This is a genomic window from Candidatus Saccharimonadia bacterium (assembly GCA_035544015.1).
Lineage (GTDB): Bacteria > Patescibacteriota > Saccharimonadia > UBA4664 > UBA4664 > UBA5169.
The window spans coordinates 366,272-383,451 of record DATKIP010000093.1 but is presented as its reverse complement, the minus strand read 5'-3'; the positions used below and the strand labels follow the sequence as shown (position 1 = coordinate 383,451).

Below are 17,180 nucleotides of genomic sequence, written 5' to 3'. Positions count from 1 at the left end.
GATTGATTTTTGGTTTTGGGTCGCGGTAGAAACGAATGGTCTGGCCCCTCCAAGGTACCCCAATAGTAGCCTCGGTAGCCCTATCTGTCAAACTGGTTGTGCTCTTGACGTAATTACTAAATTATGGAGAGATCGAGGCTCAAACTTGAGAATTTAACTCAAAATTCAGCGAGGGTAGCGCTTACGGACCAGCGTTGTGATGTGCTCGGCCAATTTTTTGTCGCGGGCCTCTGTCGGCCCAACCCCAAAAGCGCGTTTGATATTAACGGCCCAAGCCTTTGATTGGTTTGTCATGGTAGGTAGTGCTTCGGGCAGATAAGCGTAATAATCGCAGAGAACCTGGTCGATATGCTTAATGTAAAAAGGATATTGGATAGCTATCCGCGCGATCAAATCCCAGTCTTCGGCCCATGGCTGAGAGGGGTCGAATGTCCCCACGATTTTTATAATGTCGGCGCGATGGACAAAACAACCAATGTCGATATAATTGCCATTTTGAAAGGCTGCCGGGTTGAAGGGTAGGCTGCGGGTTTTGCGCCCGATTACGTGCGGTTCGTCTAAATTGCCGTCGACCAGGAATAGATTTTGACCGGTATAGGCTGCTACAAAAGGCTCTGTTAATTCATCGGCTAGGACTTTTAAGAAATCTGGATGGAAGGTGTTATCTGAATCGAGGTAGGCAATAAATGTACCTTTGGCCGACTCTAGGGCGGTGTTGCGAGCGGCGGCCGGTCCGGCATTGGGTTGCTTGATGATCTGAAGGCGTTGGTCGGCTATGCGGGCTAGGACTTCACCTGTATTATCGGTAGATCCATCGTCAACCACGATTAGCTCAAAGTCGGCGAAGGTTTGGTTTAGGGCCGAGTCGATCGCACGTTTGAGCAGCTTGGCTCGGTTGTATGTGGGCATGATAATGCTGAAATATGGTGGTGTGTTATTCATAGCTTCAGGTACCGGCTCATGGCGAGTAGCGAGGAGAATGCGCCGATGAATATGCCGATCACGAGCTCGCCGATGATGACGAAGGCGGGGTAGCTACGGAAGAACTCAATGGTGGATTTGACGTCGATGTACCCAGAGAGCTTGGGCCCGGCGCCGAGCAAGAGCGCGTAGGACAGGCTGGCGGCGATGACGGCGGCGACGATGCCGTAGAGGGCGGCTTCGAACAGGAATGGTCCGCGAATAAACCATTTGGTGGCGCCGACGAGCTTCATGATCTCGATTTCTTCTTTGCGGGTAAAGATGGCCATGCGGATGGTGTTGAAGATGATGAGCGTGGAGATGATCACGAAGATAATGCTGGCGTAGAGGCCGGTGGATTTGAAGAAGTTTGACACCGAAACGATGCGGTCGATGGTGGATTTGTCCTTGCCAGAGTAGGTGGTGCCTTTGTCGGGGTCGAGCAGAGGCTTGTAGTCGGGTTGGTTGGTGACGGCGATGATGCTGTCGATTTTCTTGGGGTCTTTGGCTTTCACCTGGAATGAGGCCGGGAGGGCGTTGCCGGCGACATCGAGGGCCCTGAGCAGGCTGGGGTCGTTGGCGTGTTGGGCCTTGTACAGCGCTACGGCGTCGGCTTTGGACGTGTAGTGGATGGCGTCGACGTTAGGGTTGTTTTTCAGTGCGGCTTGGAAGGTGTTGCGCTGCGCGGGCGTGATGGTGTCGTTGAGGTAGACCGAGACGTCGATTTTGTCAGTGACACCTTTAATGGTGCTGGTGAGGGCCGAGTTGGAAATAAACGACAGCACGATGATCGACAGCGTGATGGTCATCACGGCGGTGGCGGCGGTGGATAGCCAGGCGTTGCGGATGAAATTGCGCAGGCCGGCGTGCATGACCCGCCATAGTTGAAGTATCATTTGCCGCCCTCCAAGGTGTAGCGGCCCTGCTCTTCGTCTTTGATGATGCGCCCGCGGTTGATGGTGATCACGCGGCGCTTGAGGGCGTTGACGATTTCTTTGTTGTGCGTGGTGAGCACGACAGTGGTGCCGAAACGGTTGATTTTGAGCAGGAGCTCGATGATTTCCCAGGCGTTTTTGGGATCGAGATTGCCGGTGGGCTCGTCGGCGATGAGGATTTTGGGCTGGCGGATGAGGGCGCGGGCGATAGCGACGCGTTGGCGCTCGCCGCCGGAAAGCTCCGTGGGGAAGCTGTTTTCCTTGGGGCTGAGGCCGACGAGGGTGAGCATTTTGGGCACGGCGCGCTTGATTTCGCGGCCGCGGGCACCGGAGACTTCGAGCGCGAAGGCGACGTTTTCGCCGACGCGGCGGCCGGGCAGGAGTTTGAAGTCTTGGAATACCACACCGATGCGGCGGCGCACCAGCGGCACGTCGCGGGCGGTGATGGTGTCGTAATCGAGGCCGCCGACAATGATTTTGCCTGAGCTGTGGACTTCCTCGCGCGTGAGGAGCTTGATGAGCGTGGACTTCCCTGCCCCGCTCGATCCCACAATGGTCACGAATTCTTTGGGCTGAATGTGCAAATTCAGGCCGCTGAGCGCGACCATCTGGTTCGGGTACACTTTAGTGACTCGGTCGAAGAGAATCATTTGACCTTAGTGTAGCATATGGGGCTGGCTCTGGTGGTGCGGTGTGCCCATTTGTAGCGGGTATAACGGAATCCGAGGAATGGGGCGAGATTCTCCCTCGCTAATGGGTCAATTCCTCGGATTCCGTTATACGTACTGGGTGGGTCAACTCCGCGGTCATGGGCTAGGCTCTGTCGGCGCCGATTTGGGAGTTTAGATAGGCTTCGATAAATAGATCAAGGTCGCCGTCAAGCACGTCTTGAGCCTGGTTGGTTTCGGCACCGGTGCGGACATCTTTGACCTTGGTGTAGGGGTGGAGGACGTAGTTGCGGATCTGGCTCCCCCACTCGGCCGATTTGTCGCTGGCGCGCAGCTCGGTGAGACTGGCCTTGGCTTGGGCTTCCATGAGGGTGGCCAGGCGGGATTTGAGGATGGCCATGGCTTTTTCTTTGTTTTGGAGCTGGGAGCGTTCGTTTTGGATGGCGACCACGAGGCCGGAGGGGAGGTGCGTAATGCGCACGGCGGAGTCGGTGGTGTTGACGGATTGGCCGCCGTGGCCGCCGGAGCGGTAGACATCGATGCGGAGGTCGTCGGGGTCGATTTCGAGCTCGGGGCCGGCTGCGATCTGGGGCAGGACCTCGACGAGCGCGAACGAGGTTTGGCGCAGGTTGTCGGAGTTGAAGGGGCTCAGGCGCACCAGGCGATGCACGCCGGCTTCGCCTTTGAGCTTGCCATAGGCATAGGGGCCGTTGATCTCGAAGGTGGTGCTTTTGATGCCGGCTTCTTCGCCGTGCGAGGTGGAGTCGACTTCGGCGCTGAAACCGGCGCGTTCGGCGTAGCGCAAGTACATGCGTTGGAGCATCTGGGCCCAATCTTGAGCGTCGGTGCCGCCGGTGCCGGCGTGGATTTCGACAATGGCTGAGGAGCGGTCGTGCGGGCCGGAGAGTTTGAGCTCGAATTGGCGGCGGTCGAATTCGGCCTGGGTGTGGTCGTAGAGTTCGCGGACTTGCGCCTGAGCGGCTTCGTCGGTGCCGCCGACCTCGAGGTGTGCGAGCTCGAGGGCCTCGTTGGCGTCGGTTTGAAGGTTGTCCCAGGAGGCCACGTGACGCTCGAGCTCCGCGAGCTGTTTGCTGACGGCGCCGGCGGCCTGCGAATCGCTCCAGAAGTCCGGCGCGGTGGCTTGGGCTTGGAGCTCGGCCACGCGGCGGCGATCGGCGTCGAGGCCGAGTTTGGTGGTGGCCTCGCGGATGCTGCTTGCGAGGGCTTCGAGTTGGCGGATGAGGTCTTGCATGGTGCTCATTATAGCTCGACAACTCAAAAAGACCCTCATGGCGAGGGTCTTTTTGGCTGAGCCGAGGCTCGGTTTGGGTTTACTTGCGGCGGCGCGACTTGATGTAAGCCGTAGCCGTGCCGATCATGGCCGTGAGGCCGATGATGGCGCTGGCGTCGCCCGCACCGGTTACCGGCAGGATGGCCGGAGCCACGGTGCTGGTGCCGAGCGTAACGCCCGGGGTCGGGGTGGGCGTGGGGTCGGGCGTGTGCGTAGGCGTGGGGGTCGGGGTCGGAACCACGACGTTCACGTAGGCTACGTCACAACCCCTTTGGGGTACCTTGTGGTCGACCGAGTCGCCGGTGAAGCAAGCGGTGTTTTTGATGGCACCGGCCGTGGTGGCGCTGACCTTGACGGTAATGGTGCGCTTGGCGGTTTGCTTCATCTGGATGGTACCAACGTTGTACGAGTCGGTCTTCACGAGCGTGAGGCCGGCCGGCAAAGCGTCGGTGATGGCAGTGTTGATGAGCTGGTCTTGGTTGCCGGTAGCCAGGTTTGAGATGCTAACGGTGTAGACGAGCGTGTCGCCGGGGCGAGCCATAACGGCGGTACCGAGGGTATCGGCTTTGGACAGGGCAGAACCAGTGGTGAGGTTTTGGACATCTTTGGTGATGACGCCCTGGGGGTGGCAGGCGCCGGCCAGGCCAACGCCCAGTACCGCGAGGGTACCCATGGCGACGCCGGCCTGGGTGAGGCGGCGAGCCGAGGTTTGATTCATGGTGATCATAATAGTAGTAATCTCCTTCTCAATCGCTCGGGTTATGAGCGAATCGATACACTTTACTACATATACTCTATTTTGTCAATAGTTTAGGCGCGGGGTGCTATTGAAAGGGGTTCAAGAATGGCTTGGTGTGGGGCAGGATTATAGGGGGAAGATTGGGCAACGTGAGGAGCGGAATCGTGGGTGCGGTGGGACTGGCTGGGGTCGGCGGTATGTCGACCTGTGGAGCTCGGCTGGCGCAGGGTTTGGTGGGCATGGCTGAGGTCATGAATATCTCGGTGTAGCCGGCGTCCCAGGGGTTGGCAAGCCCCCCGTCGGCGGCGCAGACCTTGGCCGTGCCGATGCCGGCGGGAATGCTGAAGTCGACGACGGGTTGGTCGGCCAGGGCGGCTTCCATGAAGGTGCCCCAAATGGGGGCGGCGCCGGTGATGCCGTCGACATTGTTCATCGGCGTGTGGTCGTTGTTGCCCACCCATACGGCGGTGGCGAGCTGGGGCGTGTAGCCGACGGTCCAGTTGTCGCGGAAGTCATTGGTGGTACCGGTTTTGGCGGCGGTGGGGCGGCTGAGTTTGAGTGGTGAGTTGGGGCCGAATTCGGGGGTGCGGGCGGGGTTGTCGGAGAGAATGTTGGTGATCATATAGGCGATGCGGGGATCGAGGACCGCTTGGGGAGTGGTGTTGGCTGGTTTGGTGATGTCTTGGCCGTAACGATTTTGGACTTTTAGGATGGCTCGCGGTTCAACTTTGGTGCCGTTGTTGGCAAAGGTGGCGTAAACAGTAGCCATGTCGAGGGGGCGCACTTCCCCGCCTCCGAGTACGAGGGCGAGGCCAAAACGCGATTCGTCTTGCAGGGTGGTGATGCCCATGTCGTGAGCGGTTTGGATGGTGTCGTGGATGCCGGCAAATTGCAGCACTTTAATGGCTGGGATGTTGAGTGAATTGGCCAAGGCTTGGCGCAGTGACACGGAGCCGCGGAATTTGAGGTCGTAGTTTTGGGGTACGTAGAGTGTGCCATCGCCGTTGGGGACCGACATGGGCGTGTCGTCGACATGGGTGGCGCCGGTGTAGCCTTTTTTGAAGGCAGTGGCGTAGGCGATGGGCTTGAAGCTGGAGCCAGGTTGGAGCTGGGAGAGCGTCACGTTGACGTTGCCAAATCCGGGTGCGTTGTAGTCGACGCTGCCAACCATGGCGACGATGTTGCCGGTGGACGGCTCGATCGAGATGAGTCCGCCGTTGGTGACGTGGTGCGAGCCTAGCTTGCTGATTTGGGTTTGGATGGTTTGTTGGGCTAAATCTTGCTTGGTGAGGTCGAGCGTGGTGTGGACGGTGAGACCGCCATTTTCGACGGCGTCTGAGCCGTATTTGGACCGGAGTTGGTCGAGCACGTAAAACACAAAATGGGGGGCGCGGATAATAATAGGCTTGGCGTAGACGATCAGGGCATTGGGGCTGGCGCCGGGTGAATCGGCGAGGGCGAGAGGCTGGGCTTTGGCAGCGGTGGCCTCGGCAGGGGTGATTTTGCCCAGCTCGGCCAGGCGGGTGAGCACATAATCGCGCCGGCCGAGGGCGGCGTCGAGGTTGACATTGGGGTCGAGGCGCGAAGGGCCGAGCGGCAGGCCGGCTAGCAGCGCTGATTCGCCGAGCGTGAGTTGGCTGACGGGCTTGTGAAAGTAGGTCTGGCTGGCGGCTTCGACCCCCGATGAACCCTGGCCGTAGTAGGTGTCGTTGAGGTACATCAAGAGGATGTCATCTTTGGAGTAGCGCTGCTCGAGCTCCATGGCTAGCAGCAACTCTTGGTACTTGCGCTGGAATTTCTTGTCGGAGGTGAGCAGAGCGTTCTTGATGAGTTGCTGGGTGAGCGTGGAGCCGCCTTCGGCGCGGTTTTGGTGAGTGAGGTCGGTGACGGCGGCGCGAATGGTGCCTCGCCAGGAAAAGCCGGGGTGTTCGTAAAAACTGGGGTCTTCAGCTGCTAGGGTGGCATTTTTGAGCGTGGGAGGGATGTCGCCGAGCTGCACGGGGGTGTTGGATTGGGCGCCGTAGCCTTGATACAAGACTTGGTTGTTGCGATCGAGAATGGTGATGCCGGTTTTCTTTTTGTCGAGCAGGGCGCCGGGGCTGGAAATGTCTTGGGCGTAGGAACGCAGGGTGTTGGTGGCAGTGACGGCGGTGACGGCCACCAGGCCAAACAGGGCGCCGGCGGCTAGCGACAGATACAGGGCGCGAGCGCGCCGATCCCCTAGGCGCCGGCGCACGCGGCCGGCAAATACGCCGGCGTCGGCGACGGCGGCCGGGGCGTAGGTGCGGGTGGCGTCGCCGGCATAGCGGGTGGCGACTATTCCGGCGCGGGCCCATTGGCCGAGGGTTGCGGAGGTGGCGAGGCCGGTGCGGATCAGCCAGGCCGACCAGGCGCGTGAGACGGGGCCGGATTGTTCGCGCAGGGTCTGCCATAGCTCGCCGAGAGTTTGGAGGGCGTCGCGGAGTTGTTGCCCGGCGTCGCTAAGGCCGAGTTGCGATGGTTGAGCAACCGGAAGCGCCTCGTAAAAGAGGCCGCGGGGTGACTTGCGGGGTTTGGGTTTAGACTTGGCCATAGTACTAGTAGACGAGGCTACGTTGTGATATTAGACAATTATCGTAACGAGCCTTGGGATTTATTACAAGATTAAGATTTGACGATGCGACGGCGTTTTGATTTGGCGGGAGCGTCGGCTAGGAGTTTTTTGGCTTCATCAAGGGTAATTTCGGCTGGTTCGGTGCCCTTGGGGATTTTGGCGTTTTTCTTGCCGTCGGTGATGTAGGGGCCGAAGCGACCGTTGAGAATCACGATGGGGCTGTCGTCAAAGTTCTTGATGCGCTTGGCGGCGTCGGTGGCGGCTTTTTCGGTGATGAGCTCGCGGGCGCGTTCGAGCGTAATGGTGAAGGGGTCGTCGGGCTTGATGGAGACGTAATTGCTTCCCCATTTGGCGTACGGGCCGAAGCGGCCGAAGTTTACGGCGATATCGGCGCCGTCGGCGGTTTGGCCGAGCACGCGGGGTAGCTTGAAGAGCTCCAGGGCCTCTTCGAGCGTAACGTCGTCGATGCGGCGGCCGGTGGGCAGGGGGGCGAATTTGGGCTTTTCTTCGTCTTCGGCCGAGCCGAGCTGCAGCATGGGTCCGTAGCGGCCGAGGCGGGCGATGATCGGTTTGCCGGATTTCGGATCGGCGCCGAGCTCGCGGGCGCCGGCGGCTTCCTGGCGGCTGATGGAGTCGGCGGCGAGGATGGTGGGGTGGAAGCCTTCGTAGAATTCGGCGATCATTTTGTTCCAGGTTTGCTTGCCGTCGGCGATTTCGTCGAATTCTTCCTCGACCTTGCGGGTGAAGTCGTAGTCGACCACTTTGGGAAAGTGTTTTACGAGGAAATCGGATACAAGCATGCCGATAGAGGTGGGAAACAGCTTGTTGCGGTCGGCGCCGTAGGTCTCGACCGTGTTGGCTTCGGTGACCGTGCCGGCTTTGAGCTCGAAGCGCTTCACTGGGCGCTCTTTGCCTTCGAGGTCGCCTTTGATGATGTATTCGCGGTCTTGGATGGTGGAGATGGTGGGGGCGTAGGTGGATGGGCGGCCGATGCCCATTTCTTCGAGGTTTTTAACCAGGCTGGCCTCGGTGTAGCGGGGCTTGGGGCGGTCGTAAACTTGCACGGCCTGCATGGTGTCGAGGACGACGGTTTGGCCGACGGTGAGCGGGGGCAATATTCCCTCTTCCTCGGCTTCTTCGTCGGTGTCTTGGGCGAGATAGAGCTTGAGGAAGCCATCGAATTTGATGATTTCGCCCTTGGCAACGAGATTTTCGGGGCGGGTAGAGGTGGCAACGCCCACCGTGGTGCGTTCGAGTACGGCGTCGGCCATTTGGGAGGCCACGGTGCGCTTCCAGATGAGTTCGTACAGGCGTATTTCGCCGGATTCGCCGGTGACGGTGTCGCGGGTGAAATCTGAGGGCCGAATGGCCTCGTGGGCTTCTTGGGCGCCGGCGGATTTGGTGGTGTACTGGCGTTTTTTGTAATACTTGTCGCCGAATTTTTGCTTGATCATGCTGGCGGCGCCGTCGATGGCTTGGTCGGAGAGGTGCACAGAATCGGTACGCATATAGGTAATTTTGCCGGATTCGTAGAGGCGTTGGGCGAGCACCATGGTTTGTTTTACCGAGAAGCCGAGCTTGCGGCTGGCTTCTTGCTGGAGCGTGGAGGTGGTGAACGGTGCGGCGGGTTTGCGCTCGCCGGGCTTGGTTTCGAGGCTGGCGACGCTAAATGAGGCAGTGGCGACGTCTTCGAGGAATTTTTTGGCTTCGGTGTCGGTCTTGAAGCGCGCGGGAAGCTCGGCTTTGAAGCCGGCGCCGGCGGCGTCGAATTGGGCGGTGATTTTGTAGCTAAATCCCGAGGTGAAGTTTTCGATTTCGCGTTCGCGTTCGACGATGAGGCGGACGGCCACGCTCTGTACGCGGCCGGCGCTCAAGCCGCCCTGCACTTTTTTCCACAGTACCGGCGAGAGTTCGTAGCCCACGAGCCGGTCGAGCACGCGGCGGGCTTGTTGGGCGTCTACGAGGTGTTGGTCGACGGTGCGGGGGCTGGCGATGGCGCGTTCGATGGCAGGCTTGGTGATTTCGTGAAACACAATCCGCTTGGTGGTTTTGGGGTCGAGTCCCAGCGCCAGGCAGAGGTGCCAGCTGATGGCCTCCCCTTCGCGGTCTTCATCGGAGGCCAGCCAGACGGCGTCGGCGGTTTTGGCGAGCTTTTTGAGCTCGTTTACGCGCTTTTTCTTGTCGGGGCTGATTTCGTAGGTGGGCTCGAAGCCGTGCTCAATGTCGATAGACATGCCAGATTTGGGTAAGTCACGAATATGGCCGTACGAAGCCTCAACCTGGTAATCTTTGCCCAGGAAGCCGGCGATGGTTTTGCCCTTCGCGGGGCTCTCTACGATGACGAGGTTTTTGCTCATGGTGAATAACGTATCACAGTTCTTGTGCTTTATGGTCTGGGGCGGTGCACTTAGGAGACTGACGGTAACAGCTCGGTGCCAGGGGCGTCAAGTGAGGAATTACAGGTGGCGAGGCTCGTCCTCGACAAAATCTTGGAACTATGCTACAGTACGCCTAATTGTTGATCGTGAACCCGCGGACCTATTTACTGGAACTGCAGATTTGCGAGGCAGTTTATCAGTAAATTTTAGGAGTCCCTTTGTACCCACAATCATCTGCAGGTAGCGGTCGTCGCGGCGGTCGCCCGATGTTTTCATCGAAGAACCTACGCCAGCCCAAAGTCCGAGCTATCGACCCGAATAAATTCATTAATAAAGCCGTCGCCCCGCTTGAAGAAGTGGTGTTTGAACCGGTGCATACGTTTAAGGATTTTGCGCTTGACGACCGTTTGCAGTTTAACGTCGAGCAACACGGCTATGTGAACCCGACGCCGATCCAAGACGGGGCTATCCCCTACGTGCTGGCCGGCCGCGATATCATCGGCCTGGCGAACACGGGTACCGGCAAGACCGCGGCGTTTTTGCTGCCGATTTTGCAGCGGATGCTGCATGGGCACGCCAAGCGTTGCTTGGTTTTGATCCCGACGCGCGAGTTGGCGATTCAGATCGAGGAAGAGTTCCGGATTTTTGCCAAGGGGCTCAACCTGTACGCCACGCTTGTAGTGGGTGGGGCTTCGGTTGGTCGGCAGCTGTCGCAGCTGGCACGCAAGCCGCAGTTTATTGTGGCGACGCCGGGTCGGCTCAAGGATCTCATTGAAAACTATGGCCAGAGTATTGATGACTTTGATGTGCTCGTGCTCGACGAGGCCGACCGCATGCTCGATATGGGCTTCATCAAGGATATTCGGACGATTATGGGTTACCTGCGCGAGGAGCGGCAGACGCTGTTTTTCTCGGCTACTACCACGCCCGAGATTAACCAATTGCTCACCACGATCTTGAAAGACCCAGCTACCGTGAGTGTGCGCCGCGGTGAAACGAGCGACCACGTGGAGCAGGACGTGATTCGCGTGGAGGGTGGCAAGGAAGCCAAAGAGGAGAAGCTGGTGGAGCTGCTTTCGGGCTCGGATTTCAAAAAAGTGCTGATTTTTGGCGAGACCAAATGGGGCGTGCAGAAGCTGGCCGACCGGCTGGAACGGCGCGGCCTCAAGGTGGCGGCGATTCACGGCAACAAGAGCCAGCCGCAGCGCCAACGCGCCTTGAACGACTTCAAGGCCGAAAAGGTGCAGGCGCTGATCGCCACGGATGTGGCCGCGCGCGGACTGGATATTCCGAACGTGTCGCACGTGATCAACTTTGACGCACCCAAGCAGTACGAAGACTATGTGCACCGTATTGGCCGTACAGGCCGCGCTGGGCAGATGGGCAAGGCGCTGACGTTTGTGAGCACGGGTGCGGCGGCGATTGCCGAGGGTTCGCGGGCCGATCGCACGATGTCGCGCGGGCCGCGGCGCTAAGGTTCGCTTTTAGCTAGCGCGTAAGAATGCTCCCCTTTTGGGGAGTTTTTGTTTGTCGGGTCTTAACTCGGCCTAGTGCATGGTGATATAAAAAAGCCCAGCCTTATGCTGGGGTATATTCGGAGAGCAGGGTGGTGGAACCCAGCGCGGCCGCTGTGGCCGCGCTGGGATGCAGCGTCACCTGGCTGGCTGGGCGCGGGATTGCCGCTGGCAGCTTGCCACGAGGTTGGTGAGCGCTTCGGCGCTGGGAGGTTCGGCGTTGAGTCCGCCGAAGAGCGCGAAGATCGCCTCCGGAGGCAAGAGCGCCAGGGAGAGCGACAAGAGTTGGCAGAGCGATTCGTAGAGCTTCGCCTCTGCCGCTTCCAGACGCTTGAGCCCGGCTTCGAACTCCCAAGGGAGGGGGCTCTGCCTGAGACCGTCGAGCTGGTCGCGCGCCAATACGACCTCGTTGCGCGCGTCGTGAGCTCGGCGCAGGGCTTCTGCGACTTCGGGGGCGATTTCAGGAGCCTTACTGGCGGTAGTCATGGCTTTGTGACCTGCTCTCGTCTCGAAATGGGCGGGTTTTTGGGGACGGAGGTATTATATAATATTTCTACCTAAACTTCAAGCGGCGGATCAACTGGGGTTGGTTCGCTGCCGCCGCCGAGCTGGCCGGCATCGAGGGTGATGGTGTCGCCGGGGCGAGCCTCGCCGCGCAGGATCATGGCGGCGACGGTGTCTTCGACGCGGCGAGTCACCATGCGGCGCATCGGGCGGGCGCCGAGGCGGGGGTCGTAGCCGGCCACGACGAGCTCGGCCGCGGCGGCGTCGGTGAGGGCGACGATGATTTTTTGGTTGGCGAGGGTTTTGTTGACCTCGGTGATCATGAGGCGCACGACTTGGGCGAGCTCAGCCTGGTTGAGAGGCCTGAACAGCACGATTTCGTCAAAGCGGTTGAGAAGCTCAGGCCGGAAAGCGCCGGAATCGATGAGGCTATTGGTGAACTCTTGTTCGAAGGTTTCGAGGGCTTGCCCGGCTTCGATGCGCTGGCGAATTTCTTCGGCCCCGGCGTTGGAGGTGGCGATAATGATCGCGTCTTTAAATGACGCGGGATGACTGGTGGTGTCGGTGAGGTTGCCCTCGTCGAGGAGTTGGAGGAGGAGGTTGAGGATATTGGGGTGGGCTTTTTCGATTTCGTCGAACAGCACGACGCTAAATGGGGTTTGGCGGACGCGCGGGAGGAGGCCGGAGGGGTTTTCGGCGGCCGACATGAGGATGCGGTCGACGTCGGCGATCTGTTGGTACTCGGACATGTCGAGGCGGATGATGTTGGACTCGTTACCGAAATAGAGCGCGGCAATGCTGCGGGCGAGCTCGGTTTTACCGACGCCGGTGGGGCCGAGGAACAAGAAGCTGCCGATGGGTCGCTTGGGGTTGGCGACGCCGGCGCGGGCGCGGCGCAGGGCGTTGGCGACCACGCTGACGGCGCGGGTTTGGTTGATCATGCGCTCGTGAATTTTGTCTTCGAGGTGGAGCAAGACGTCGGATTCGGCCGAGGTGGCGGTTTGGACTTTGACGCCAAACTGGCTTTCTATGGCTTGCTCAACGGATATTTCGGATATGAACGAGCCATCGGGGTGGTTGAAGGCGGCCTCGAGGAGCTTGAGGGCTTTGCCGGGGTAGGCTTCGTCTTGGAGGTAGCGGCCGGACAGCCGGTAGGCCTCGACGAGCGCCGAATAGGTGGTGAGGAGTTGGCCTTTTTCCAGATACAGCGCGCGGTCGGCGAGCTGGCGCACAACATTGGCTTGGCCGGGCTCGGCGAGCACGAGCGGGGTGAGCAGGCTGGCCATGGCGGTGTTGGTGGCTTTGAGCCGCTGCCAGTCGCCGGGGGTGAGCGCGAGCACGAGCTTGAAGCTGCGTGATTGGAGGAGCGGCAGCAACACTTGGCTGAGGTTGACGGCGCCGGTGCCCTGGCCGAAAAACAGCTGGGCTTCGTCGAGGGCGATGATGATGTTCCCGGCGTGGCCGGCTTCGGATAGCAGGGTCATCACGATGCGCTCGATGTCGCCGCTGCGCTCGGAGCTGGAGAGGATGGTGGAGGCACTGAGCGAGTAGATCTGGTAATGGGCCAAGCTGCGGCTGGCACGGCCCTGGAGCAGGCGCTCGGCGAGGCCTAGCAGTAGGGCGCTTTTGCCGACGCCGGGCTCGCCGATGAGCACGACGCTGCCCGAGGCACTGTTGAGGCCGGTCACCAGGTCGTCGAGCTGGTCGGTGCGCTCTTGGGTGGCGAGGTTGCCGGCGGCGGATTCGACCTCGAGGCTAATGTTGGTGCCAAAGCGCGACAGCTGGGGCGTGAAGCCCGAAGCCCAGTCGCGCGCGATGCCGCCGTAAATAGGCCGTTTGATATGGCTGAGTTCGTCGACGCGATGGACCCAGCGGGCGCCTTCGGCCAGATCGGCTGGGGTGAGTTTGATCTTGGTGAGGTAACCCGTGAGCTCGGGGCTGACGGCAAACAGGGCGGTGAGGATGGTGCCGGCTTCGAGCGTGGGAAGGCCCAGTTCGGTGCTGGTTTGTTCGGCCGTGCTCCAGAGCTGGTCGGGGTCGAGGCTGCTTTGGGCGAGGATTTGAGCGATTAGGTTGAGATCGAGGCCAAAGCGAACACAGATGAAACGCGTCTCCCAGCCGGCGCCCAGGGCTTGCCACAATCCGGCGGCAGTAAATGGCTCGCGGTAATGCGAGGCCAGCTCGAGGGGCAGCAAAGCCTCGAGCTGGGTGGTGGAGCCGACGGCAGCGGCTGGCAATTGGTCGAGGTCGCGGCGAATCCAGATGAGCGTCGTGATGAGCGCCACTGCCACGCCCGTGAGGCTCAGTCCGGGGTTGTGGCCCAGGATTATCAGGACGACACCGGAGATGAGGCTGAGCCCGGCGACGGCGCCGAGCAGGGTTTTGAGCGTGCCGGGTATGAGGCGGGCGGTGCGGGCTTTGGTGATGCGCAGGGCCCCGGCATTAAAGGTGTACCGGCTCAAAAGATTAATCCTCCTACGATCAGGATGGGGCCCAGCAGCGGCGCCACCGGCCACACGAGCAGGAGGATTCCGCCCAGTACGAGGTAGAGCGTGATGATGACGCCGGCGGCGATAAGGGCGATGAGTCGCACGATGAAGCCGACGACCCGCGAAATGAGGTTGTCGAGTGTGGCCCGGGCACGGTCGCCGATGCTGCGGCCGGGTGACGAAATAATGCGCCGCCACGGGGCAAACATGGTAGTGAGCAGGCTTGGAACCGAAAACAACAGATAGGTATCGTGAATACGCGCCAACAAACGGCCGGCGGCGTCGCGCCAGCCGGGCCCGTACCACCACTGCACAAAGGCCACAAGAAGCATAAGGATATTGTAACATTTTTTGTCGGGTTGCTTTGGGTTATTTTTGACTCCCCCTTCGGGTGGATGTGGGTAGAGGGTGGTCTAAAGTTTAGAATTTGAGGGATAGTTTGAGCGTAGATGAGCAGATTTTGTCTAAGTTTTAGACTTCGAATGCTCGAGGGCGCGGGTTCGTTGGGGCGGGAGTTATCCGATTAACCCGCTTATGCTATTGACAAAAATAGGTAATTGGTATATACTACGTCGCGTTCACTCAAAACGACCCTTTTGCGGGGTCATTTTTTGTGACACCCATTAACGAAAGGGCTAAGAGGTTGCTTCGGTGACCCTCCCATGCGTAACATCTTGCAGTTCGCGGCATCTCTGGTGCTGCTAGCTTCTCAGGTGCACATTCCTTTCTTAAGTGATGTGGCCGCCACGGCAACGTCTTCGGACAGCGCCGTTGGAGTCTACGAGGTGAAACTTAATACCAACACTGCTTCGGCGGTTGAGATAGTCGGCCCTAAAAAGCCCGACTACGATGCCGAAGTGCTCGCTCCCCTGCACGCGGCTCAGGCCCAGGCTGAGGCGGCTGCCAAATTGGCGGCCGAGAAAGCCAAGGCTGCGGCCAAGCGGGTAGTAGCTCGCCCGGTGGTGACGATCCAGATTGCTGGCAGTCACGCCGACTGGATGCGAGCCGCCGGCATCGCCGAACGAGATTTTGGCTATGTCGACTACATCATCGACCACGAGAGTGGTTGGGGTGTAACCAAGAGCAACTACGCTGGCTCGGGTGCGTACGGCCTCGGCCAGGCCATGCCTGCTAGTAAAATGGCACCGTTTGGTTCGGACTACCTGACCAACCCGGTCACGCAGCTGCGCTGGGCTAACGCCTACGCAGTAGGCCGGTTCGGCTCCTGGGCTAGCGCCTACAGCCACTGGCTCGCCCGCCACAGCTGGTAATTGCTACCGGCTGATCAAAAAGACCCCCAAGCGCTTCGGTGCGGCGGGGTCTTTTTGTATGCGAGCGGGGTGAGCCCAAGACGGCGCCGCAGTGGGCCGTCTTGGGGGTGGTTGTGGCCGGCGAGTTATCTCGTCGGTGTGGGTGGTGCCGGTGTTGGCCGTACCGTCTCGTTGTAGTAGCAGGTAGCCTGGGCACCGGTTCGTCCGGTGACAGTATCTGAAAAAAGTGGCGCTTTGATCTGGGGGTCGAAGACGGCGCAGCGGACCCTGCTATCGATTCGTATTGCGGGTATGACGTTACCGACAATGATGTGGGCGAAAGCGGCCGTTACGGTGATCCTGCGGAAGCCTGTAGCGGCGTCGAGGGGGGTACCGGTGGTGTAGCTGGGATCTGTCGGGTCCAGCTTAATGCCATTGGCTGCGGCATCGATCTCTACGCCCCCTGGGGTATTGGTCCATTGGGCAACGAGCACGAGGGTGCGTTGCTGGCTGAAGGCCCCCATTCCCTCGGCTACACCGGCTAGGAGGCCGATGACTGCTAGGACGACGAGGAGGAGCCGGCCCCTCCTTCTCGTTCCGGTGATCACGTTGCGCCATCCTTTGCGGGTCGGGTTGGGTTTACGAGACGCCGATTATTGTAACGCATGTGGTGGTATTAGTGCGATGGAGGGCCCCAAGACGGCACGACAGTGGGCCGTCTTGGGGGTGTGAGGCGGGCAATTGCTACACGCCGGTGGCTGTGAGCGTGCAGGTGATGCCGGTTTTGCCGGGGGTGGTGACGTCGTGGGCCCGCATGTTCGGTATCTTTTCGTTGTCTTCCAGCGGTGCGAGCTGGGTGACGAGATACACGGCGCATTGGCTGGCGTAGCTGTTTCCACGAGGCAGCCGGTGAGGCACTACATGTACCTGAATGAGGCTGTCGCGAGGTGCCGTAATGAGAATTTTTTCGACCCCATCCGGCCGTTTGTCGGTAGTGGGGGCTGGCGCTACTGGTCCGATCAGGTAGGCGATTGATACGCCGGCAGAACGCTCCCATTCGATCACCGCCCAGTAGCGGACGTGATCGTCGTCGATCGTGGTCGGCGGTCGGGGTGCCGGTACGGCGTCGGCCTGGGCTGGGGTTGGGTAGTAGATGACGATGGTGGCATCATGGTTGGCCGGCGGATGTGGCACGGCGGCCAACCAAGCAAAGCTAGCAAGAGCAGCGAGCGCGAGGACTGCGGGTGCGATGCGACTGCGGGTGCGGAGCATGATGCCCTACCCGGTTAGCGCGTAGGGTGGATGTGCTCGGCACGTGATCTGTTCATTCACACTAAACCCGGGCACGTAGGCCTGGCCTTCGAACGCGCCGTTCGGGAGGATGCGCACGAAGATTTGGCAGATGGTTCTGACGCCGGTTACGCGCGACCGGTTGGTGGTTTCCCGGGGCGTGATCGTCATCTCGGCCGACTGGTACTCGGTGCCTGGCCGAGTGGTCTCCCAGGTGGGAGTGATGATATTGGGATGCGGCTGTGCGGCTCCACCAACCTCGGTTTCGATCTCGGTATGGGCCAGTCCGGTGAGGGTGGCGTCGAATTTGAATTCGACTGCCCGGGGACCGGCTGGGGTTACCGATGGCGTAGTGACGGGGTTGGGGTGGGTTTTGGCTGGGAACGGGATGACAATAACGGCAGCGATGAGGCCGGCTATCGCCAGGAGTACCCTGCCGCTACCCCGGGCTTTTGGCCGGTGCCGCTGGGTGGTTGTCACGAACACTACCTTTCGACGGGCGAACAGCGGACCACATGATTTTAGCGCAGATGAGAATGATAATTCTAGGACCTTCCGGGATAGCGCGA

Annotated in this window: 15 protein-coding genes; 2 read left to right on the top strand and 13 right to left on the bottom strand. The window is 60.1% G+C overall.

What is annotated here, in order from left to right:
- Positions 1-165: 165 nt before the first annotated feature.
- From VMT30_08485 to topA, 7 genes are all read right to left on the bottom strand, one after another.
- A complete protein-coding gene (locus VMT30_08485; GenBank protein HVQ44963.1) occupies positions 166-942 on the bottom strand; it encodes a glycosyltransferase in 777 nt (258 codons plus the stop codon).
- Positions 939-1,856, bottom strand: a complete 918-nt coding sequence (locus VMT30_08480; GenBank protein HVQ44962.1) for a permease-like cell division protein FtsX — start codon at positions 1,854-1,856, stop codon at positions 939-941. Before VMT30_08480 ends, VMT30_08485 begins: the two co-directional genes overlap by 4 nt.
- Positions 1,853-2,545 (bottom strand): cell division ATP-binding protein FtsE, encoded by a 693-nt coding sequence (gene ftsE, locus VMT30_08475; GenBank protein HVQ44961.1) that lies wholly within the window; start codon positions 2,543-2,545, stop codon positions 1,853-1,855. The genes VMT30_08480 and ftsE overlap by 4 nt, the downstream gene beginning before the upstream one ends.
- A 163-nt stretch (positions 2,546-2,708) precedes the next feature.
- On the bottom strand, positions 2,709-3,815 hold the full coding sequence (prfB, locus tag VMT30_08470) for a peptide chain release factor 2 (GenBank protein ID HVQ44960.1): 1,107 nt from the start codon (positions 3,813-3,815) through the stop codon (positions 2,709-2,711).
- Between the two features lie 79 nt (positions 3,816-3,894).
- Positions 3,895-4,581, bottom strand: coding sequence for a hypothetical protein (locus tag VMT30_08465; GenBank protein HVQ44959.1), 687 nt, complete (start codon positions 4,579-4,581; stop codon positions 3,895-3,897).
- 97 nt (positions 4,582-4,678) lie between these two features.
- Positions 4,679-7,165, bottom strand: coding sequence for a PBP1A family penicillin-binding protein (locus VMT30_08460; GenBank protein ID HVQ44958.1), 2,487 nt, complete (start codon positions 7,163-7,165; stop codon positions 4,679-4,681).
- Positions 7,166-7,236: 71 nt separating this feature from the next.
- Positions 7,237-9,543, bottom strand: a complete 2,307-nt coding sequence (topA, locus tag VMT30_08455; protein HVQ44957.1) for a type I DNA topoisomerase — start codon at positions 9,541-9,543, stop codon at positions 7,237-7,239.
- A 287-nt stretch (positions 9,544-9,830) separates the two neighbouring features.
- Between topA and VMT30_08450 the strand changes: the two genes are divergently transcribed.
- The gene (locus VMT30_08450) at positions 9,831-11,039 is read left to right on the top strand and encodes a DEAD/DEAH box helicase (GenBank protein ID HVQ44956.1); all 1,209 of its coding nucleotides are present in this window, start codon (positions 9,831-9,833) and stop codon (positions 11,037-11,039) included.
- A 177-nt stretch (positions 11,040-11,216) separates the two neighbouring features.
- On the opposite strand, the gene VMT30_08445 is transcribed toward VMT30_08450, so the two are convergent.
- From VMT30_08445 to VMT30_08435, 3 genes are all read right to left on the bottom strand, one after another.
- Positions 11,217-11,564, bottom strand: a complete 348-nt coding sequence (locus VMT30_08445; protein HVQ44955.1) for a hypothetical protein — start codon at positions 11,562-11,564, stop codon at positions 11,217-11,219.
- 71 nt (positions 11,565-11,635) lie between these two features.
- Positions 11,636-14,044, bottom strand: coding sequence for an AAA family ATPase (locus tag VMT30_08440; GenBank protein ID HVQ44954.1), 2,409 nt, complete (start codon positions 14,042-14,044; stop codon positions 11,636-11,638).
- Positions 14,041-14,403, bottom strand: coding sequence for a hypothetical protein (locus tag VMT30_08435; GenBank protein HVQ44953.1), 363 nt, complete (start codon positions 14,401-14,403; stop codon positions 14,041-14,043). The genes VMT30_08440 and VMT30_08435 overlap by 4 nt, the downstream gene beginning before the upstream one ends.
- Before the next feature lie 330 nt (positions 14,404-14,733).
- On the opposite strand from VMT30_08435, the gene VMT30_08430 reads away from it, so the two are divergent.
- Positions 14,734-15,342: a hypothetical protein gene (locus VMT30_08430; GenBank protein HVQ44952.1), complete on the top strand. Its 609-nt coding sequence runs from the start codon at positions 14,734-14,736 to the stop codon at positions 15,340-15,342.
- A gap of 125 nt (positions 15,343-15,467) precedes the next feature.
- Here the strand turns inward: VMT30_08430 and VMT30_08425 are convergent, their stop codons facing one another.
- The 3 genes from VMT30_08425 to VMT30_08415 form a co-directional block, all read right to left on the bottom strand.
- Positions 15,468-15,929, bottom strand: a complete 462-nt coding sequence (locus VMT30_08425; protein HVQ44951.1) for a hypothetical protein — start codon at positions 15,927-15,929, stop codon at positions 15,468-15,470.
- 136 nt (positions 15,930-16,065) lie between these two features.
- The gene (locus VMT30_08420; protein ID HVQ44950.1) at positions 16,066-16,593 is read right to left on the bottom strand and encodes a hypothetical protein; all 528 of its coding nucleotides are present in this window, start codon (positions 16,591-16,593) and stop codon (positions 16,066-16,068) included.
- Positions 16,594-16,599: 6 nt separating this feature from the next.
- On the bottom strand, positions 16,600-17,091 hold the full coding sequence (locus tag VMT30_08415) for a hypothetical protein (GenBank protein HVQ44949.1): 492 nt from the start codon (positions 17,089-17,091) through the stop codon (positions 16,600-16,602).
- Positions 17,092-17,180: the final 89 nt, after the last annotated feature.

What these genes read in the sequence shown, in the direction of transcription:
- VMT30_08485 (HVQ44963.1), bottom strand. Translation starts at nt 942, where the DNA reads ATGAATAACACACCACCATATTTCAGCATTATCATGCCCACATACAAC.
- VMT30_08480 (HVQ44962.1), bottom strand. Translation starts at nt 1,856, where the DNA reads ATGATACTTCAACTATGGCGGGTCATGCACGCCGGCCTGCGCAATTTC.
- ftsE (HVQ44961.1), bottom strand. Translation starts at nt 2,545, where the DNA reads ATGATTCTCTTCGACCGAGTCACTAAAGTGTACCCGAACCAGATGGTC.
- prfB (HVQ44960.1), bottom strand. Translation starts at nt 3,815, where the DNA reads ATGCAAGACCTCATCCGCCAACTCGAAGCCCTCGCAAGCAGCATCCGC.
- VMT30_08465 (HVQ44959.1), bottom strand. Translation starts at nt 4,581, where the DNA reads ATGATCACCATGAATCAAACCTCGGCTCGCCGCCTCACCCAGGCCGGC.
- VMT30_08460 (HVQ44958.1), bottom strand. Translation starts at nt 7,165, where the DNA reads ATGGCCAAGTCTAAACCCAAACCCCGCAAGTCACCCCGCGGCCTCTTT.
- topA (HVQ44957.1), bottom strand. Translation starts at nt 9,543, where the DNA reads ATGAGCAAAAACCTCGTCATCGTAGAGAGCCCCGCGAAGGGCAAAACC.
- VMT30_08450 (HVQ44956.1), top strand. Translation starts at nt 9,831, where the DNA reads ATGTTTTCATCGAAGAACCTACGCCAGCCCAAAGTCCGAGCTATCGAC.
- VMT30_08445 (HVQ44955.1), bottom strand. Translation starts at nt 11,564, where the DNA reads ATGACTACCGCCAGTAAGGCTCCTGAAATCGCCCCCGAAGTCGCAGAA.
- VMT30_08435 (HVQ44953.1), bottom strand. Translation starts at nt 14,403, where the DNA reads ATGCTTCTTGTGGCCTTTGTGCAGTGGTGGTACGGGCCCGGCTGGCGC.
- VMT30_08430 (HVQ44952.1), top strand. Translation starts at nt 14,734, where the DNA reads ATGCGTAACATCTTGCAGTTCGCGGCATCTCTGGTGCTGCTAGCTTCT.
- VMT30_08420 (HVQ44950.1), bottom strand. Translation starts at nt 16,593, where the DNA reads ATGCTCCGCACCCGCAGTCGCATCGCACCCGCAGTCCTCGCGCTCGCT.